Below are 18,470 nucleotides of genomic sequence, written 5' to 3'. Positions count from 1 at the left end.
CATCGTGGTCCGTTTCCAGACGGTCGATTGGGATACCAAGCGAGAGCACACCGGCGTCAAAAACCCGCCGGGCGTCTCTAGCGTCAGCCATCTTGCTGTCCTGCCTCTTTCGTCTTATCGCTGCTCGTCGCCGCGCCTACGAAGCCGCGGGAAACTCTCGGAAATCGCGCCGGCCAGCTTCAGGTACGCGGCATTGGTATCAGCATTGAGCAGATTGAAGTCGACATCGGCGCCCTCGGCGAGGTGAGGATCGAACGGGATCGTGTGAATGGAACGGCAACGCGCCTGAAAATGCTCATAGACCTTGTCCAGCTTGATCCCGGCAGACCCAGGACGTGAGGCACTCAAGACGACATGCGCCTCACGCACCAGCGCCGAATGCCCATGCTGCATAAGCCAATCGAGGGTGGCTGAGGCACTACGCGCGGAATCCATGGCCGGTGAGCTCACCAAAACAATGGTGTGGGCGAGGTCGAGCACACCCGCCATTGCCGAATGCATGATTCCCGTACCGCAGTCAGTCAGAATGATGTTGTAGTACCGCTCCAGGATGTCGATTGTATTGCGATAGTCGACCTTGCCAAAAGCCTCCGATACCGCCGGATCCTGTTCACTGGCAAGTACTTCCAGACGGCTTGTCGCCATCCGAGTATGGTTGCGCACATCCGCGTAACTTCTGATGTTCCGATCGTTGAGAAGGTCACGGACGGTGGACTGCGTCGAATGGTCACGCACCCGCTCAGCCAAGGTGCCACGGTCGGGGTTAGCGTCCACCGCGATGATACGATCGGTACGGATTGTTGCGAATGCCGAACCCAATCCCAGTGTGGTGGTTGTCTTTCCAACGCCGCCCTTAATGGAAAGCACTGCGACGCGGTAATCGCCGAGAATCGGCTGCCGAATGCTGGCGAGCAGCTGGTCCTGTTCACGGTCCTTGCGCGAGTCGCCCGGATTGACCCGACCTCCGGTGGACCTGTGCACCGCCTTGCGCCAGCCGGATCGCGGCGCGTAACGACCACGGTTGATGACCTCAGCCTCGTCGAGCGAGGGTGGCATCCGGTAAGCCTGCGGCCCACGGTAGTTGGTGGGAGGTGCCGCCCCCTGCGGCGGTGGCACATAACCCGGAGGCAGCTCTTGTGACACAGGGGGTTGAGGCGCCTGGGGCTGCTGCGGCACCCATTGCCATTGACCCTCAACACTGGTGGGTTGCGGGGGCTGCTGCTGCGAAAACTGCTGTTCGCCAAATGATTCCGGAGATTGGGGAGCACCCCGCAGCCACTGCCCCGGGTACGGCTGACGCGGGTTCCACCCAGGTGGAGCCTGAGCCGCGGGCTGCTCGGGTCCAGGCTGCTGCGGAACAGCTTGTTGCGGCGCAGGTGACAGCACATAGTGGGCGGGTTGTGCCGGTGGTTCCACCATCGGCTCCGACTGGACCACCGACGGAACCTCCCACGGCGAAGGCGCATTGCCGGCGCCCACCTCGCGATCGGACTCGCCCTCTGCCGCAACATCCTCCGAGACAGGTTCAGCCGCCGCCTGCAGGTCATCCGTTAATTCGATTGCGGTGTCAGCGATTTCATCGCCAGGCTGCGGGTCCGCTACCTGCGTCACGGAAACGTTCGGCTCATCCACAAGTTCGGGCTCCGACCCCACAACGTCCTCAATAGCGGGGTCAGCGGACATTTCCTCGAATACCGCTACCGGTAGGTCGATGACGATGTCCTCATCGACCAGCGGTGCAAACCCTTCAAGTTCGGGCGCCGTCGTTTCCGTCGTTTGCGTTTCGGCGGCTCCTTCGGCAGCGACGCTGGACTCGACACTCTCGGAGTCGACAACTTCAGGCACCGCTGCCCACGGCGCAATCATCGGCACAAACGGCGCGGGTTCAGGCTCGGGCACCGACACACCGAGGTCGGCTGCATCGTGCGCGGCCAATTCCTCAATGAGCTCGGCACGTTTGGCTTCGATGCGCCGCAACAATGCAGCAGCTCTGGCATCGACGTCATCGATATCCGGCACATCTGCCGATGGCGCCGGTGCTTCCGAGTACGCGGGTTGTTCGGATACGGAAGTGGGCTCCTCTTCCACCGGCGGCTGTGGGGCCAGGTCATCGACGACGTCGGCATCCGACTCGGGCGTTGGAGGCAGGGAATCGACCGTAACCGCTGTGGATGGTTCCGCCTCGGGCTCGCCGTCTGGTTCGGCGGCGGCCGTCGGCTCCTCCGCCTCAGACTGCGACTCCTCGATCGCTTCGGGAGCGTCAGCGATGACGTCGGGACGCGTGAAGCCGAGCACAGATGCGGGCGACGGCCCCACAGATTGCGCGTCCTGAAACACGTGCGCGGGTTCCGCTATGTCCTCGACGCCATCGGGGGCATCATCGACCGCCTCTGGCGGCGTGAAACTGAGTACACCGGGGACCTCAGGAGCGGGCGCGGATTCGGGCCTCGCATGGCGCCGATGACGCTCGAGTTCAGCCTCGGTGATGCTCTCGTCGAGGCTCATCTGGCGCAGTTGTGCTTCGAGCAAGCTGAAACGCGAGAACGGGTCCGTGCCGGTGGACTCCTCGCGGCGCTGATCAGCTGTAGGTACGAGTAAGCGCGTCTCCTCTGGCGGTGCGGTCACCGGCGCGGGTTCCGGTGAATCCGCGACGTCTGCAGACGCTTCGATCGCGGACGGGGTGACCGCCTCCACATCCAGGGCGGCTTCGGGAGTGGCAGGCACGGGGATTACCGGGGACTCATCGGAAGCGGGCGTCTGCGGTTGCTCGACCTGCGATATTGGCCGCGGTTCGGGCTTCATCTCCGGAATGGGACTCGTGACGATCCGGGGCTCATCCGATACGGGTTGTTGGACGATATTGTTCGATTCGGCCGCCAGCGGCTCCTGAGCGGCTGTCGGCGGCCGCTGCTCGGGCGGTTCCGGCGCGCGCGCCGGCGTGTAGTACTTCGAGACGTCAGGCATCGGTGTGGTCCTGTTGCCCGTTTCTTCACGGGGCGCGACGGCAGCGCGCTTCTCAACTGGCGGCAGGACCGGTTCGGCCGTCGGTTTCTGCGCCGGAGTCTTGGGAGCGGAGGTGTGCCCGGTCTCGTGGGTTAACGAGTCCTCGTTAGACTCAGGATCGTCCGCGCTGCGCTTCTTGGGCCTCAACGAACGGAGAAACCCACGTTGTTCGTCTTCTTCGGGCAGCCACGGAGGACGGGCCGGTGCACCACGATCCTGCTTGGGCAACGTCCCCCTCTCCCTTCCTCAATCGCCAAATGGTCGTAGAGTTCGATCGTACTCAGTAGCTAGTCCATGGGTACCAAGACTGGTTACCCAACCAAATAAGCCCCCGCGCTCAACCAGCAGCTTAAGCGAGATGCCGATATCCTCGCAGCGTTCGATGCGATCTCCCATCGGCTCGGTCTCGGTGGTAACCACTGAGCAGGGCCTGCCGGTGAGTCTGGCGATCGACTAGCGCGTACTGGCTAAGCCACCGCAAGCACGTGCGGGCGCCGCACGGCACCGAGCGCCTGCTGTCGAGCGGGAGCCTGTGGTTATTGGACGAGAACCCGTGAAACCACCCCCGTCGGGATGCGTCAAGCACATGATCGACACCCAAGTGCCCCCGCGCGAACGACGGCGCGGTCACGGCCGCTGCAGACTGACTATGGGGAGCCCCGACTACCCCTTCGCCGCGTTTTCCCGCTGGATCTCCAGCGCGATATCGATGAGCTGATCCTCCTGCCCACCGATGAGCTTGCGCTGACCGGCACGGTGTAGCAGCTGGTGCGCGGGCACCCCGTACCGCTCGCCCTGCCGGATGGCGTGCTTGAGGAAGCTGGAGTAGACCCCGCTGTAGCCCATGATCAGCGCATTGCGGTCCAGCAGGCACTCGGTCGGCATCGCGGGCGCCACAACCTCTTCGGCGGCATCAGCGATTTCGAAGAAGTCGATACCGGTCTTCACACCGATCTTGTCGAAAACACCGATCAATGCCTCAACCGGAGCGTTACCGGCGCCGGCTCCGAAACGCCTTGTACTGCCATCGATCTGCTTGGCACCGGCACGCACCGCCTCGATCGAGTTGGCGACACCGAGCCCCAGGTTCTCATGCCCATGAAAACCAACTTGAGCGTCGTTACCGAGCTCGGCCACGACTGCGGCCACACGGTCCGCCACACCGTCGAGAACCAGAGCGCCCGCAGAGTCGACCACGTACACACACTGGCATCCGGCGTCGGCCATGATCCGGGCCTGCTTGGCCAGCTTCTCCGGCGAGATGGTGTGCGACATCATGAGGAAACCAACAGTTTCCAGCCCTCGCTCACGCGCGAGCCCGAAGTGCTGAAGAGACACGTCGGCCTCGGTGCAGTGGGTGGCGATGCGGCAGATGGATCCACCGTTGCCCTGCGCCTCGATGATGTCTTCCTTGGTGCCCACACCCGGCAGCATCAGGAAGGCGATCTTGGCGTTCGTCGCGGTCTCCGCGGCGAGCTTGATCAATTCCTGCTCGGGGGTTTTAGAGAACCCGTAGTTGAACGACGATCCGCCAAGACCGTCGCCGTGCGTCACCTCGATGACCGGCACACCGGCACCGTCAAGGGCTGCGACGATCGCCCGCACCTCATCGGCGGTGAACTGGTGCCGCTTGTGGTGCGAGCCGTCACGCAACGACGTGTCGGTGATCCGCACATCCCATGCGGCGTCGAAGAAGATGCCGTCGGTGCCCAAAAGCTGAGTGCTGGTGTCCGAGCCCATTATTACGAAACCTTCGCTGATAGAAGTTCTTTGGCGATTTCCTCGCCGACCTTGGTCGCGGCCGCGGTCATGATGTCCAGGTTCCCGGCATACGGCGGCAGGAAGTCACCGGCACCCTCCACCTCGACGAAGGTGGTGACGACGTGGTTGCCACCGTTGACCACCGACGGCTCGTCGAACTGTGGCTCGTTGAGCAGCCGGTACCCGGGCACGTACTGCTGCACCTGGCTCACCACATCGTGGATCGACGCCGCGATCGCGTCCCGGTCCGCGTCCTCCGGAATCGCGCAGAAGATGGTGTCGCGCATGATCATCGGCGGGTCGGCCGGGTTCAGGATGATGATGGCCTTGCCGCGCTTGGCGCCGCCGATCACCTCCACACCCCGGGAGGTTGTCTTGGTGAACTCATCGATGTTGGCACGCGTGCCCGGCCCCGCCGAGACAGACGCTACGGAGGCGACAATTTCCGCGTAAGGCACCTCGACCACGCGCGACACCGCATAAACGATCGGAATCGTCGCCTGGCCACCACAGGTGATCATGTTGACGTTCGGGGCATCGAGGTGCGCACGCAGATTCGCGGGCGGCACCACGGCCGGGCCCACCGCGGCAGGCGTCAGATCGATCGCCCGGATCCCAGCCTCCGCGTACCGCGGTGCGGCGGCCTTGTGCACGTACGCCGACGTCGCCTCGAACACCAGATCGGGCTTCTCGTCCTGCGCCAGCAGCCAGTCCACACCCTCATGCGAGGTTTCCAGGCCGAAGCCGCGGGCGCGCTTGAGGCCTTCGGACTCGGGATCGATGCCGATCATCCATCGTGGCTCCAGCCACTCGGACCGCTGCAATTTGTACAGCAGATCGGTGCTGATGTTTCCCGAACCGACGATCGCTACAGATGCCTTGCTCACAATTCTCCTCTACTCGAAAGCCAGTCGGACCGAACCAAGTCCGGCGAACTCGGCCAAAAACTCATCCCCCGGATGCGCGTCAAACGCGCGTGTGCACGAACCCGGCAGCACCACATCTCCGGCCCGCAGACGAACCCCGAACGAGGCCACCTTGCGTGCCAGCCACGCCACCGAGGTCACCGGATTACCCAGCACCGCATCGCTTCTACCCTCGGCCAACTTCTCGCCGTTGCAGGTCAGCACCGCGTCGATCGACTTGATGTCGATGTCCTTCGGTGAAACGCGTTGCTTGCCAATGACGAACCCGGCGGAGGACGCATTATCGGCGATGGTGTCGCAGATCTTGATCTGCCAGTTCGTGATCCGGCTGTCCACCACCTCGATGGATGGCACGTACGCCGCCGTGGCCGCCAGCACATCATCCTCGGTGCAGTCCTCACCCGGCAGGTCGGCGGCCAGGATGAATCCGACCTCCACCTCCACCCGCGGGAACAGGAACTTGGACGCCGAAGCCGCGACATCCTCGAACAGCTCCATATCGGCCAACAGATGCCCGTAGTCCGGCTCGTGGACACCCATCATCTTCTGCATCGCCTCGGACGATAGGCCCACCTTGTGCCCCACGACCTTGGCTCCGTCCGCTAGGCGGGAGCGAATGTTCATGAGCTGGATCTCATAGGCGTCGACCACACCGAAATCCGGGTACGTGTCGGTGGGCGGCGCGATGGCCACCCGGGTTCGCTCGGCCTCTGCCAGATCAGCGGCGATGGCGTCGCGAACTTCAGAACTAAGCATCTATGTGTCTCCCAGTCTCGGTCCCAGCCCGGCGCCCGGAGAAGACGCAGTCGGCCAAGGACAATCCGCTCACATACGAATTGGAGCAGATACCCACCGCCGCGCGCCCGGCGGCATAGAGCCCCGGAATCGCCGCGCCGGATGTGGTCTGCACGGCACCAGTCTCCTCGTCAACGACCAGCCCGCCAAGAGTCAGCATGGGACACGGATTCAGCATGTTGGTCTTGATCGATACGTTGAACAGGAAGAACGGTCCCTGCTCAATGGGGACTCGGATGTCGTCGGGCTTCCCGAACGGGTCCGGGGTGCCGTCCGCGATGGCCCGATTGTGTTCGGACACGGTGCGCGCCAACAGTTCCGGATCGATACCCGCCTTGGCTGCCAACGCCGCGATGGATCCGGCCCTCTTGCGCCCCACGTTGAGAAACGCTTCTGCCTGTATCCGCTGAAACCACAGCGTCTGCGAACCCAGCTGCTGACGGGCCCGCTTCACCAACGCCCTGTCCGCCACCAGATACCCAACCCCGCCGGCCTTCTGCACAATCGCCTTACCCAGCGCGGCGCCATATCGCGATTCGTCAACCATCCGCTGGCCCTTGGCATCCACCAACAACGAGCCCAGGAATGCGGCGGGCGGCACGATAAAACGCCACGCCGAGATCTCATCGAGGTGCCCCGTGGCCGCATTCAATGGTTCCGCGAGCGTCAACGCGGTGCCGTCGTCACCGGCAGTGCCCAGCTGCAACCCGTCCCGGTACGCCGGGGCATACCGCTCAACCAGCTCGCGATTGGCGATGAACCCACCGGAAGACAGAATCACCCCGTCGTTGGCGCGGATCTCGAAGGGCGTGGCGAACCGGCGCTCCAACGCATAGGCGGGCCCCTCCAACACCTTTCGCATCGGCGGGTAGTAGATGCCCGGCTTGGTCGCATAACGCGTGAGCCGTGAATACGCGCGCTGCACCCACGTGGGCGCGTCCTTCAGCGTCACCCCGCGCACCCCGACCACGCGACCGTCCTCGACGATCAGCCCGGTGACCCGGGTTTGCCGCCATACGTCGGCACCCAAACGCTCCGCGGAGGCCGCCAATGGCGCAAACAACGCCTTGCCGGACACACCCCGCCCAAACGCTCGATGCCCGCGCTGACGGGGCGTGGTGACGGCACGCGCCATGCCAGAGGATTCGCTACCGGAAAAGTAGAGGTAGTAGTCGTTGGTGGGGTACGAAGTCTTGAACGGAGCCAGCGAACCTTCGAACGGAACTCCGTAACCTTGCAGCCAATCCAGAGTGTCCACGCTGCCGTCGACGAATTTCTGCAGCGTCTCGGGTTTGACCGCGTCCCCGACCTCAAGCTGCAGATACTCCAGCATCAGCTCCGGAGTGTCCTCGACGCCCGCGTCGCGCTGGATGTTGGTGCCGCCACCGGCGTAGTAAATACCCCCTGAAATGGCCGAAGCTCCGCCGCCGTCGAATCGCTCCAGAATCGTCACGGATGCCCCGCGCTCCAGCGCCGCCAGCGCGGCCGACGCCCCCGCCACCCCGTATCCGACGATGACGACATCTGGGGAAGGCACCGCGGGCACCTCGACATCACCCGGCACTGGGCCTCCCTCACCGTCATATCGCCAAAACAGCAACAAGTTTCTGTTTTCACCGCAACATCAAAGTGTCCGGACGGTGAAACCACAGGCCAGCGCCGGTAGCGCCGGGCCGCCTCAATTCTATAACGTGTTCTACATGACTGAGCAGGAGTACGACGTCGTCGTCGTCGGGAGTGGTGGCGCCGGCATGGTTGCGGCGCTCACCGCGGCACACAACGGGCTGAGCACCGTACTGATCGAGAAGGCCCCCCACTTCGGCGGATCGACCGCCCGTTCCGGTGGCGGCGTCTGGATCCCCAACAACGAGGTGCTCAAGAAGGCCCGGCAGACCGACACCCCCGAGGCGGCCCGCGAGTACCTCTACACCATCATCGGTGACGTCGTCCCGCGCGAGAAGATCGACACCTACCTGGATCGCGGCCCGGAGATGCTCTCGTTCGTGTTGGCGAACTCTCCGCTGAAGCTCGACTGGGTGCCCAACTACTCCGACTACTACCCCGAGGCCCCGGGCGGACGCTCGGCCGGTCGCTCGGTGGAGCCCAAGCCGTTCGATGCCAAGAAGCTTGGCGACGAGCTGCCCAACCTGGAGCCGCCGTACGGCAAGGTTCCGCTGAATGTCGTCGTGCGCCAGCAGGATTACGTGCGGCTGAACCAGCTCAAGCGCCACCCGCGCGGTGTGCTGCGCAGCCTGCGCGTGGGCGTACGCACCTTCTGGGCGCAGGGCACCGGCAAGAAGCTCGTCGGCATGGGGCGGGCGCTGTCGGCCGCGCTGCGCATCGGGCTGCGCGACGCCGGGGTTCCGGTGAAGCTCAACACCGCGCTGACCGATCTGTACATCGAGAACGGCACCGTCAAGGGCGTCTACGTACGTGAGACGGGCGCTGCGGAGGCTTCCGAGCCGACGGTCATCAAGGCGCGTAAGGGCGTCATCCTGGCCTCCGGCGGATTCGAGCACAACGAGCAGATGCGCGTGAAGTACCAGCGCGCCCCCATCACCGCCGACTGGACCGTCGGCGCCAAGGCCAATACCGGCGACGGCATCCTGGCAGCCGAAAAATTGGGTGCCGCACTGGAGTTCATGGAGGACTCGTGGTGGGGCCCAACTGTTCCGCTGGTGGGCCGGCCGTGGTTCGCGCTGTCCGAGCGCAACTCCCCCGGGTCGATCATCGTCAACGCGTCCGGTAGGCGATTCATGAACGAATCACTGCCCTACGTGGAGGCCACCCATCGCATGTATGGCGGCGAGTACGGCCAGGGCCCCGGTCCGGGCGAGAACCTGCCCGCATGGCTGCTCTTCGACCAGGAATACCGCAACCGGTACATCTTCGCCGGATTGCAGCCGGGACAAAAGATTCCGAGCAAGTGGATCGAGTCGGGCGTCATCGTCAAGGCCGACACCATCGAGGGGTTGGCAGAACTCACGAACCTCCCCGTGGAGGCGTTGACACAGACCGTCGAACGGTTCAATGGCTTCGCCCGCAGTGGTACCGACGAGGACTTCGGCCGAGGTAAGAGTGCCTACGACCGCTACTACGGCGACCCCACCAACAAGCCGAACCCAAATCTGGGTGAGCTCAAGAAGGGCCCCTTCTACGCGGCCAAGATGGTTCCCGGCGACCTGGGTACCAAGGGTGGCGTGCGCACCGACGTGCAGGGCCGGGTGCTGCGTGATGACAACAGCATCATCGAAGGTCTCTACGCCGCAGGCAATGTCAGCACCCCGGTGATGGGTCACACGTACGCCGGCCCCGGCGCCACCATTGGCCCCGCCATGACATGGGGTTACCTCGCCGCGCTCGATATCGCCGGGAAGTAGGGTCAGGCTCATGCCTATCAACGTCGATATCGCCCTGGGTGCTGCCGTCGAACCCGCCGAATTCTCGTGGACCGCCTCCGATGTGCAGCTGTATCACCTGGCGATCGGAGCTGGTTCCGATCCAGTGAGCGAGACCGAACTGCGCTACCTGCAGGACAAGACCCCGCAGGTGTTGCCGACGTTTGCGACCGTGGCCTCCGGTTTCCACGCGGTGGAGCCTCCCAAGGTGTCGTTCCCGGGTATCGAGATCGACCTGGCCAAGATCCTGCACGGTACCGAGCAGGTAACCGCGCACCGGCCGCTGCCGCCGTCGGGCTCCGCCCGCTCCGAGGGCAAGATCGTGGAGATCTGGGACAAGGGCAAGGCCGCCGTTATCGTCACGGAGACAACAACTTCCGATGATCAAGGGCCTCTCTGGACGATCCGCCGGTCGATTTTCGCGCGCGGCGAGGGCGGCTTCGGCGGAGAGCGTGGGCCGTCCTCAGCAGGAGAGACTCCGTCCCGGCCCGCCGATCTGGAAGTGTCGACGCACATCCTGCCGCAGCAGGCGCTGCTGTACCGGCTCTGCGGAGACCGCAACCCGCTGCACTCCGACCCCGCGTTCGCGGCGGCGGCAGGGTTCCCGCGTCCGATCCTGCACGGACTGTGCAGCTACGGCGTGGTGTGTAAGGCGGCGGTGGACGCCGCGCTCGACGGGGATGCCTCGCGAGTGACGTCGTATGCCGCGAAGTTCGCGGGTGTGGTGTTCCCCGGCGAGACGCTCAAGACCCGCATCTGGAAGGAAGACGGCAAGCTGCTGATCTCTGCAGTCGTGGCCGAGCGCGAGGACGCCCCGGCACTGGCCGACGTGGAGCTCACCTACGCATAGCCCGACCGGCTAATACCACCGTATTCCGCGGTAGCGGTTCACACCCAGCGCAAGCGCGGTGCCGATGCTCCAGATCGCGATACCCAAGCCGAGCTCCATAAGGGACCGCTCGGTAAGCGGCATGGAATGGAAGACGTTGCGCCCGAATATGGCTCGTGGGATACCTCCTACCGGTGCCACGAGGTAGTAGACGCCATACGGCAGGGCCAGATAGACAAGCCATCGCGTGGTGACCCACAGGTCGCGCCGTTGCCGCCAACGCTCACGCAGCGGCCGAGCCACCATGGGCAGCAGCACCGATACCAGATTGCCCAGGCCCAGCCAGCTGACGATGTGCACGGCGACATCGGGCACCGTGATCGCGGTCTGGGTTGCCTGCTGCCGGTGGATGGTCAGGAAAGCTGTCAGCACGAGTGTCGGTAGTCCGGCGACGAGAAACAGTGCGAGGTTCTTGACCAGCAAGACATGGAGAAGCGACCGATGACCGCGCAGCGCATGCCTGACTCGATCGGCATCCAGACCGAGCATGTTGGTGACGGACACGTCGGCAAAGATGAACATCGCGAAGTAGGTCCCGACGAGCAGCGCCCAGTCGCGCTTGCGTCCGCGTTCGGTGATCGGCTGCCAGATGATCAAATAGACGATCGACAGCGCGAGGTTCAGCGCCAATCCCTCGAGCCATCGCCGTGGCGGCCGAAAGGTCTCGGCGAGGTCCGCGCGCAGGCGGGTCAGCACGCCCGCCGCGGTCGAGGCCTCCCGATAGATCATCGGCCAAGCATCGCCGGGGTTTCTGTCAGAAAGCTGTGACTGCGATACGGTCTCGTCTCGGTCACAATTCAACCGAGGCACATGTCCGAACCCCATACCCCAGGTTCGGGGCTTACTTTTCCCGCGTGCAGACCTCCCCGTGCGGTCCCGCCAAGCGGTCCCGCTGCCTCTCGCGACGCGATGTCCTCAAGTACGCCTCGAGCGTGCCCGTCCTGTTGAGCATGCCGGCCATGCTCTCCACCGCCGCCCTGGCTCATGCCCAATCTCCCATCGCCGGCAAGATCGTCTTCCTCGACCCCGGCCACAACGGCGCCAACGACGGCTCGATCACCCGGCAGGTCAGTGACGGCCGGGGGCGCACCAAGGAGTGCCAGACCAGCGGCACCGCAACCGATGCGGGCTTTCCCGAGCACACCTTCAACTGGAATGTGGTGTTACACATCCGCCAGGCCCTTACCGGGGCCGGTGTGCGCACCGCGCTCTCCCGCGGCAACGACAACGCACTCGGACCATGCATCGACCAGCGTGCCGCGACCGGTAACTCCTTCAAGCCCGATGCGATTGTCAGCATTCACGCCGATGGCGGCCCCCGGGACGGCCGGGGATTTCACGTCAACTACTCGAATCCGCCGATCAACGAAGCGCAGGGCGGCCCGTCGCTGCGCCTGGCCAGCACCATGCGCGATCAGCTGAAGGCCTCCGGATTCCAGCCATCGACATACCGTGGAAATGACGGTCTCTATGGGCGTTCCGACCTGGCCGGGCTAAACCTGGCCCAGTACCCGGCAATCCTCATCGAGTGCGGAAACATGAAGAACAGCGACGACGCCGCGATGCTGTCCAGCTCGGATGGCCAAGCCCGTCTGGCGGCGGCTATCGCCCAGGGCATAGCCAGATTCCTGAGCTGAGTCGACTACCCCAGGATGAGGCCGGATGTCGGCACGCCGGTACCGGCGGTGACGAGGACGTGCTCAACATTCGGCACCTGGTTGACCGACGTACCGCGCAACTGGCGAACACCCTCGGCGATGCCGTTCATACCGTGAATGTAGGCCTCGCCGAGCTGACCACCATGCGTGTTGATCGGCAGCTTGCCCCCTAGCTCGATGGCTCCGTTGGCGATGAAGTCCTTGGCCTCGCCCTTACCACAGAAGCCCAGCTCTTCGAGCTGCAGCAGCGTGTACGGGGTGAAGTGGTCATACAGGATCGCGGTCTGAATATCGTTGGGGGTCAAGCCTGATTGACTCCACAGCTGCCGCCCGACCAACCCCATCTCGGGTAGTCCGAGCTCATCGCGGTAATACGAGTACATGGTGAACTGGTCCTCACCGGAACCCTGAGCGGCAGCCTCGATCACCACCGGTCGGTTCTTGAGATCCTTCGCCCGCTCCGGCGTGGTGACCACGATCGCCACTCCGCCATCGCTCTCCTGGCAGCAGTCCAGCAACCGCACCGGGTCGGCGATCATCCGCGAATTCTGGTGGTCCTCAATGGTGATCGGCTTGCCGTAGAAAAATGCCTTCGGGTTGGTGGCCGCATGCTTGCGATCCGCCACCGATACCGCGCCGAAATCGGCACTCGTGGCACCGTATTCGTGCATGTATCGCCGAGCGATCATCGCCACCGAGGCCGCAGGCGTACTCAGCCCATGCGGGTATGACCAGCTGTACTCCACGCCCCGCGAGTCGGCGGTCGAGCTCAGTCCGGTCATCACCTGACCGAACCGGAACTCCGAGCGCTCGTTGAATGCCCGATATGCGACAACGACTTCCGCGACACCTGCGGCAACCGCCAACGCGGCCTGCTGCACCGTTGCGGCCGCGGCCCCGCCGCCGTAACCGATCTGGCTGAAGAACTTCAGCTCACCGATACCCGTCGAACGCGCGACCGCGGTCTCCAGGTTGGAGTCCATCGTAAAGGTCACCAGGCCGTCGACGTCCGACGGTGACAGACCCGCGTCGTCGAGCGCGTCGAGCACCGCCTCGGCCGCCAGCCTCAGCTCGGATCGGCCCGACTTCTTCGAGAAATCGGTGGCACCGATACCGGCGATATGGGCCTTACCCGACAAGCTCACGCGCTTGCTCCGATCGTCAGCTTGACCTTGGCAGTGACGTGCGCGCCAAGGCTGTTGTTGCCCACCACATCCACTTCCACCACACCGTCCTCGACGGCGGTCACCTCACCGGTGAACACAGTGGTGTCGTAGGCGTACCACGGCACACCCAGGCGCAACGAAATCGATTTCACGCGCGCGGAAGGACCGGCCCAATCCGTGACGAACCGCTCGACCAGGCCAGTGTCGGACAGGATGTTGATGAAGATGTCCTTGGATCCCTTGGCCTGAGCCAGGTCTCGGTCGTGATGCACATCCTGGAAGTCACGCGTCGCCAGCGCGGTCGACACAATGAACGTCGGGGTGCCTTCGAGTTTCAGCTCGGGCAGCTTCTCGCCCACGGTAGTCACGCCGCCTCCCATGCGTACAGAGTCCACGCCGGGCTCTCGCCCTCGGCCGGAAAGTCCAGATACGTCACCTGAACCGGCAATCCGATCTGAACATCGTCGGGCGACACCCCTCGAAGCTCGCCCAGCATCCGAACACCCTCGTCGAGTTCCACCAGCGCGATCACGAAAGGCAATGTGCGACCGGGCACCTGAGGAGCGTGATGCACCACGTAGCTGTACACGGTCCCCCGGCCGCTAGCCACCCGATACGCGATCGCAGCGTCTTTGTCCTGCCACACCGCGGGCACCGGCGGATGCTGCAACGAACCGTCGGGGCGCTCCTGCAGCCGCAGCTCGTGCGCCGCGATGCCCTCCCAGAAGTACGCGCTATCGCGCGACCAGGACGGACGCATCAGTTTCGACGGATCGAGATCCTCCGGTACGTTGGCGGACTTTTTGGCACCCGGCCGGAACTTCATGATGCGCCAGTTCATTTCATTGACAAGTTCATCACCCACATGCCACTCGGCGTGGATATTGATGAACCAGCTCTCACCGAGCGCTGTCTGCTTCGGCCCGAAGACCTCAGTGACTTCGTTGGTGGTGGTGACCTGCTCGCCCAGCTGTAGATAACGGTGATAGATCTGCTCATAGTTGGTGGCGACCACCGACTCGTAGCCCGCCGCATCCAGGAGCTCCATCACCCGGCCCAGCGGGTCGTCTCCGGAGCGCTCGCCGTACAACCCGGCCATGGTCCACACCTGTGCCATGGCCGGCGGCGCGACGATGCCGGGATGACCCGCGCCGCGGGCGGCCTCCTCGTCGACATAGATGGGGTTGCGGTCACCCATCGCTTCGACCCAGTTGTTAATCATGGCCTGGTTCACCGGATCCCGCGCCAAGCGCGGGGCGCTGGGGCCATCGGCCTTGATCTTGGAGAAGCCTTCCTGGATATCCACCACGCTCATATCTATCCGTTCTTCGCGCAAGTCGCTCGTCACCGCGGAACCCTGGGCGTGCCCAGTCCCGCCGTCGACACCATCTCGCGCATCACCTCGTTCACACCGCCACCGAAGGTGATCACCAGGTGGCGCTTGGTCTGTGCGTCAAGCCACTCAAGCGTCTCGGCGGTGTTCGCGTCGGCGGGATCGCCATAGCGGCCCACGGCGCCCTCACTGAGTCGGCCGAGCTTCTGAATCCATTCGGTGGCAAGGATTTTTGTCGCAGCAGCGTCGGCCATGCTGATGTCGTCGCCCGACGAGGCCACCTGCCAGTTGAGCAGCTCGTTGAGCCGCCATACGGCCTTCATCTCGCCCAGGACTCGACGCACATCCTCATGTGACAGTGGCGCCACACCATCGGGTCCCGGCTTGGCGGCCCACTCATAGACGCGGTCATACATGCCCGCGATCCGACCGGATGGGCCAAGCGAAACCCGCTCGTGATTCAGCTGGGTGGTGATGAGTTTCCAGCCCAGGTTCTCCTCGCCCACCAGCATGTCCACCGGAACCCGCACATCGGAGTAGTAGGTGGCGTTGGTGTGGTGCGCGCCGTCATTGGTGATGATGGGCGTCCAGGAGTAGCCGGGATCCTTGGTGTCGACAATCAGAATCGAGATGCCCTTGTGCTTGGGGGCACTTGGGTCGGTGCGGCAGGCCAGCCAGATGTATTGGGCCTGGTGCGCACCGGTGGTGAAGATCTTCTGCCCGTTCACGATGTAGTGGTCGCCGTCGCGCACCGCGGTGGTACGCAGGGACGCCAAGTCCGTGCCGGCCTCCGGTTCGGTATACCCAATCGCGAAATGGATTTCACCGGCCAGGATTCCGGGCAGAAACTTCTTCTTCTGTTCTTCGGTGCCGTACTTCTGCAGGGTCGGGCCGACGGTCTGCAGCGTCACCAGGGGCATCGGCACGTCGGCACGAATGACCTCATTCATGAAGATCTGCTGCTCCAGCGGACCGAATCCATGCCCGCCGTACTCCTTGGGCCATCCGACACCGAGCCAGCCATCCTGGCCCATCCGGCGCACAACGGCCTCATAGGACGAGCTGTGTCGATCAACCATCATGCCGCGGGTCTCATCGGCGGTCACGAGGTTCGAGAAGTACTGTCGCAGATCGCTTTGCAACTTCGCCTGTTCCGGCGTGAGGTCAATCAACATCCCTGGCTCCTAAACCTGCGCCGCGGCGAGAACGTCCAAGCGCTCGGAGGACCCGCCGACCAGGCGGCTCAGGTCCTTGATGGTCGAGTAGTAACGGTTCATCGGATACGTGATGTCGACGCCGAGACCGCCATGGAGGTGGTGGCAGATCTGCATGACGCGCTGCGCCTCCGAGGCTAGCCAGAACGCGACGATGTCCAGATCCTCGGTCGCATCAAGACCCGCCGAGAGACGCCACACCGCAGAGGTGACACCGAGGTTCAGCGTCCGTGAAACTACGTACACGTCCGCCAGTTGCTGCGAAACCGCCTGGAAGGTGGCCAACGGCTTGCCGAACTGCACCCGATTCGACACATGATCGGCCGTCAGACGCAGGGCGCCGGAAACCAATCCGTCCGCGTAGGAGCCGATCACCGCCAGGGCAAGCTGGTTCACTCGCTCAACAGATCCGGTCAACACATCCGAATCGGGTACCGACGCGTCGGCGAATGTCACCGCGTACTCGGCGGCCTTACTGGCGGTCGGTGTCCGGGCGATCGTGACGCCCGGAGTATTGGGTGCCACCACAACGACGCCGTTGTCGGTGGTGACAAGTATCCAATTCGCCTCGGCCGCATGCAGAACGCCGATCTTGCGGCCGTTCAACAGCAGTGAGGACCCATCACGTACGGCAGAAACCGAGGGCGACGAAGGTAACGCGGACCCGGGCTCATCGAGAGCCGCGGTGAGTATTCCGCCGGAGCCGACGCCCTCGAGGAATCTGTCCTGCTGCTCCGCAGAGGCCAGCTCCACCAGGGGAACCACGCCGAATCCGAGCGTCGCCAGCGCCGGCGTCAACGCACCGTGCTTCCCGAGCACCCGCAACGCCACCGACACCTCGGACAGCCCCAGTCCGTCACCACCCAGCCGGTCGGGAAGGGCGAGGTTCAGGACACCATTACCAGCCAGCGACTGCCACAATCCCTCGTCGTATCCGACCGCGGGCACCACACCGATGAACTCACGATCGGCGAGCACCGCTTCGACCACATCGGAGACAGCCTGCTGCTCCTCTGCGAAAGCGAAATCCATAGCGTGCGTGTCCTTTTGATTAATTAATGCAGAACCGGGCAACCGCTGGCGCCGTTGAAGTCAACCTGCCAGTGCTTGATGCCGTTGAGCCAGCCGGACTGCAGCCGCTTCGGATCGCCGGCCGGAGCCAGGTTCGGCATGTGATCGGCGATGGCGTTGAACATCAGGTTGATGGTCAGCCGGGCCAGGTTCGCGCCGATGCAGAAATGCGCACCGCTACCACCGAATCCCATGTGCGGGTTGGGGTTGCGCATGACGTTGAAGCTGAATGGATCCTCGAAGACCTCTTCGTCGAAGTTGGCGCTGCGGTACATCATGACCACGCGCTGCCCCTTCTTGATCTGCACGCCACCGAGCTCGGTGTCCTCCAGCGCAGTCCGCTGGAAAGACGTGACGGGGGTCGCCCAGCGGACAATTTCATCGGCCGCGGTCTCCGGACGCTCCTTCTTGTACAGCTCCCACTGCTCCGGAAACTGAGTGAACGCCATCATGCCCTGGGTGATCGAGTTGCGTGAGGTCTCGTTACCTGCCACCGCGAGCATGATCACGAAGAAGCCGAACTCGTCATCGGAGAGCTTGCCTTCGCCCTCGACCTCGGCGTTGATGAGCGTGGTCACGATGTCCTCGCCGGGATTCTCGGACTTCTGCTTCGCCATCTCCATCGAGTAGGCCAGGATCTCCATCGACGACGCCGCCGGATCGATGTGCGAGAACTCGGGGTCGTCGTACGAAGTCATCTCGTTGGACCAGTTGAAGAGCTTGCCCCGATCCTCGATGGGCACCCCGAGTAGACCGGCAATCGCCTGCAGCGGCAACTCGCAGGACACCTGCTCAACGAAGTCACCGCTGCCGCTCGCCGCCGCGTTCTTCGCGATCTGTTGAGCGCGCTCGTTCAGCTCGTCGCGCAGCCGACCAATCGCGCGCGGCGTGAAACCGCGGGAGATGATCTTGCGCAGCCGCGTGTGATGCGGGGCGTCCATGTTGAGCATGACGTAGCGCTGCAGCTCGATGGCCTCGCGGGTGATGTCGTCCTGGAATCGCGGGATGGCGGTGTTCTCCCAGCTGGAGAAGACATCGCTACGCAGGGACACCTCCTTGACGTCCTTGTGCTTGGAGACGACCCAATACCCGCCGTCATTGAAGCCGCCGATGCCGTCGGGCTGCTCCTGCCACCAAATGGGAGCCGTCTTCCGTAGCTCCTTGAGCTCCTCGATCGGGAGCCGTTCTGCGTAGACCTCCGGGTCGGTGAAGTCGAATCCGGCGGGAAGGCTGGGGTGCACCACGTTGAACTCCTA

General features: G+C 63.9%; 15 protein-coding genes. 3 read left to right on the top strand and 12 right to left on the bottom strand.

Going from position 1 to position 18,470, the window contains the following annotated elements:
• Positions 1–114 precede the first annotated feature (114 nt).
• From DSM43276_RS23500 to DSM43276_RS02690, 5 genes are all read right to left on the bottom strand, one after another.
• Positions 115–3,231 carry a nucleotide-binding protein gene (locus tag DSM43276_RS23500; RefSeq protein WP_078331250.1) on the bottom strand — a complete coding sequence of 1,039 codons (3,117 nt, stop codon included), beginning with the start codon at positions 3,229–3,231 and terminating at the stop codon, positions 115–117.
• Positions 3,232–3,666: 435 nt separating this feature from the next.
• A complete protein-coding gene (gene dmpG, locus DSM43276_RS02705) occupies positions 3,667–4,743 on the bottom strand; it encodes a 4-hydroxy-2-oxovalerate aldolase (RefSeq protein ID WP_109556280.1) in 1,077 nt (358 codons plus the stop codon).
• 2 nt (positions 4,744–4,745) lie between these two features.
• The gene (locus tag DSM43276_RS02700; protein ID WP_078313068.1) at positions 4,746–5,654 is read right to left on the bottom strand and encodes an acetaldehyde dehydrogenase (acetylating); all 909 of its coding nucleotides are present in this window, start codon (positions 5,652–5,654) and stop codon (positions 4,746–4,748) included.
• 6 nt (positions 5,655–5,660) lie between these two features.
• On the bottom strand, positions 5,661–6,446 hold the full coding sequence (locus tag DSM43276_RS02695; RefSeq protein ID WP_078331251.1) for a 2-keto-4-pentenoate hydratase: 786 nt from the start codon (positions 6,444–6,446) through the stop codon (positions 5,661–5,663).
• Positions 6,439–8,088: an FAD-binding protein gene (locus DSM43276_RS02690; RefSeq protein WP_078331252.1), complete on the bottom strand. Its 1,650-nt coding sequence runs from the start codon at positions 8,086–8,088 to the stop codon at positions 6,439–6,441. Before DSM43276_RS02690 ends, DSM43276_RS02695 begins: the two co-directional genes overlap by 8 nt.
• 88 nt (positions 8,089–8,176) lie before the next feature.
• On the opposite strand from DSM43276_RS02690, the gene kstD reads away from it, so the two are divergent.
• Both kstD and DSM43276_RS02680 read left to right on the top strand, forming a co-directional pair.
• Positions 8,177–9,865: a 3-oxosteroid 1-dehydrogenase gene (kstD, locus tag DSM43276_RS02685; RefSeq protein WP_211196750.1), complete on the top strand. Its 1,689-nt coding sequence runs from the start codon at positions 8,177–8,179 to the stop codon at positions 9,863–9,865.
• Positions 9,866–9,875: 10 nt separating this feature from the next.
• Positions 9,876–10,733 carry a MaoC/PaaZ C-terminal domain-containing protein gene (locus tag DSM43276_RS02680; protein WP_078331253.1) on the top strand — a complete coding sequence of 286 codons (858 nt, stop codon included), beginning with the start codon at positions 9,876–9,878 and terminating at the stop codon, positions 10,731–10,733.
• A 9-nt stretch (positions 10,734–10,742) separates the two neighbouring features.
• Here the strand turns inward: DSM43276_RS02680 and DSM43276_RS02675 are convergent, their stop codons facing one another.
• Positions 10,743–11,501, bottom strand: a complete 759-nt coding sequence (locus DSM43276_RS02675; RefSeq protein ID WP_078331254.1) for a hypothetical protein — start codon at positions 11,499–11,501, stop codon at positions 10,743–10,745.
• A gap of 221 nt (positions 11,502–11,722) precedes the next feature.
• Between DSM43276_RS02675 and DSM43276_RS02670 the strand changes: the two genes are divergently transcribed.
• Positions 11,723–12,409, top strand: a complete 687-nt coding sequence (locus DSM43276_RS02670) for an Rv3717 family N-acetylmuramoyl-L-alanine amidase (RefSeq protein WP_078324694.1) — start codon at positions 11,723–11,725, stop codon at positions 12,407–12,409.
• Between the two features lie 5 nt (positions 12,410–12,414).
• Here DSM43276_RS02670 and DSM43276_RS02665 read toward each other — a convergent pair whose 3' ends face one another.
• Genes DSM43276_RS02665 through DSM43276_RS02640 form a run of 6 tightly spaced genes read right to left on the bottom strand, consistent with a single transcriptional unit; the run spans position 12,415 to position 18,458 of the window.
• Positions 12,415–13,569, bottom strand: a complete 1,155-nt coding sequence (locus tag DSM43276_RS02665; protein ID WP_208861762.1) for a lipid-transfer protein — start codon at positions 13,567–13,569, stop codon at positions 12,415–12,417.
• A gap of 2 nt (positions 13,570–13,571) precedes the next feature.
• Entirely contained in the window at positions 13,572–13,976 is a 405-nt protein-coding gene (locus DSM43276_RS02660; protein WP_078331256.1) for a MaoC family dehydratase, read from the bottom strand.
• On the bottom strand, positions 13,961–14,905 hold the full coding sequence (locus tag DSM43276_RS02655; protein WP_272948640.1) for a bifunctional MaoC family dehydratase N-terminal/OB-fold nucleic acid binding domain-containing protein: 945 nt from the start codon (positions 14,903–14,905) through the stop codon (positions 13,961–13,963). Before DSM43276_RS02655 ends, DSM43276_RS02660 begins: the two co-directional genes overlap by 16 nt.
• Before the next feature lie 35 nt (positions 14,906–14,940).
• Positions 14,941–16,104, bottom strand: coding sequence for an acyl-CoA dehydrogenase FadE29 (fadE29, locus tag DSM43276_RS02650; RefSeq protein WP_078331257.1), 1,164 nt, complete (start codon positions 16,102–16,104; stop codon positions 14,941–14,943).
• A 9-nt stretch (positions 16,105–16,113) separates the two neighbouring features.
• Entirely contained in the window at positions 16,114–17,175 is a 1,062-nt protein-coding gene (locus DSM43276_RS02645; protein WP_078331258.1) for an acyl-CoA dehydrogenase family protein, read from the bottom strand.
• 23 nt (positions 17,176–17,198) lie between these two features.
• Positions 17,199–18,458 carry a cytochrome P450 gene (locus DSM43276_RS02640; protein ID WP_078324689.1) on the bottom strand — a complete coding sequence of 420 codons (1,260 nt, stop codon included), beginning with the start codon at positions 18,456–18,458 and terminating at the stop codon, positions 17,199–17,201.
• Positions 18,459–18,470: the final 12 nt, after the last annotated feature.

The organism is Mycobacteroides salmoniphilum (genome assembly GCF_004924335.1).
In the GTDB taxonomy this organism is placed as follows: Bacteria; Actinomycetota; Actinomycetes; order Mycobacteriales; family Mycobacteriaceae; genus Mycobacterium; species Mycobacterium salmoniphilum.
The sequence above is the reverse complement of the archived record's forward strand: the minus strand, read 5'-3'. Positions and strand labels throughout refer to the sequence as shown.

Bases quoted from the DNA above. Each gene is read 5' to 3' on its own strand.
- fadE29 (WP_078331257.1), bottom strand. From the start codon at position 16,104: ATGTTGATTGACCTCACGCCGGAACAGGCGAAGTTGCAAAGCGATCTG.
- DSM43276_RS02645 (WP_078331258.1), bottom strand. From the start codon at position 17,175: ATGGATTTCGCTTTCGCAGAGGAGCAGCAGGCTGTCTCCGATGTGGTC.
- DSM43276_RS02670 (WP_078324694.1), top strand. From the start codon at position 11,723: ATGCCGGCCATGCTCTCCACCGCCGCCCTGGCTCATGCCCAATCTCCC.
- dmpG (WP_109556280.1), bottom strand. From the start codon at position 4,743: ATGGGCTCGGACACCAGCACTCAGCTTTTGGGCACCGACGGCATCTTC.
- DSM43276_RS02695 (WP_078331251.1), bottom strand. From the start codon at position 6,446: ATGCTTAGTTCTGAAGTTCGCGACGCCATCGCCGCTGATCTGGCAGAG.
- DSM43276_RS02660 (WP_078331256.1), bottom strand. From the start codon at position 13,976: ATGGGAGGCGGCGTGACTACCGTGGGCGAGAAGCTGCCCGAGCTGAAA.
- DSM43276_RS02675 (WP_078331254.1), bottom strand. From the start codon at position 11,501: ATGATCTATCGGGAGGCCTCGACCGCGGCGGGCGTGCTGACCCGCCTG.
- DSM43276_RS02680 (WP_078331253.1), top strand. From the start codon at position 9,876: ATGCCTATCAACGTCGATATCGCCCTGGGTGCTGCCGTCGAACCCGCC.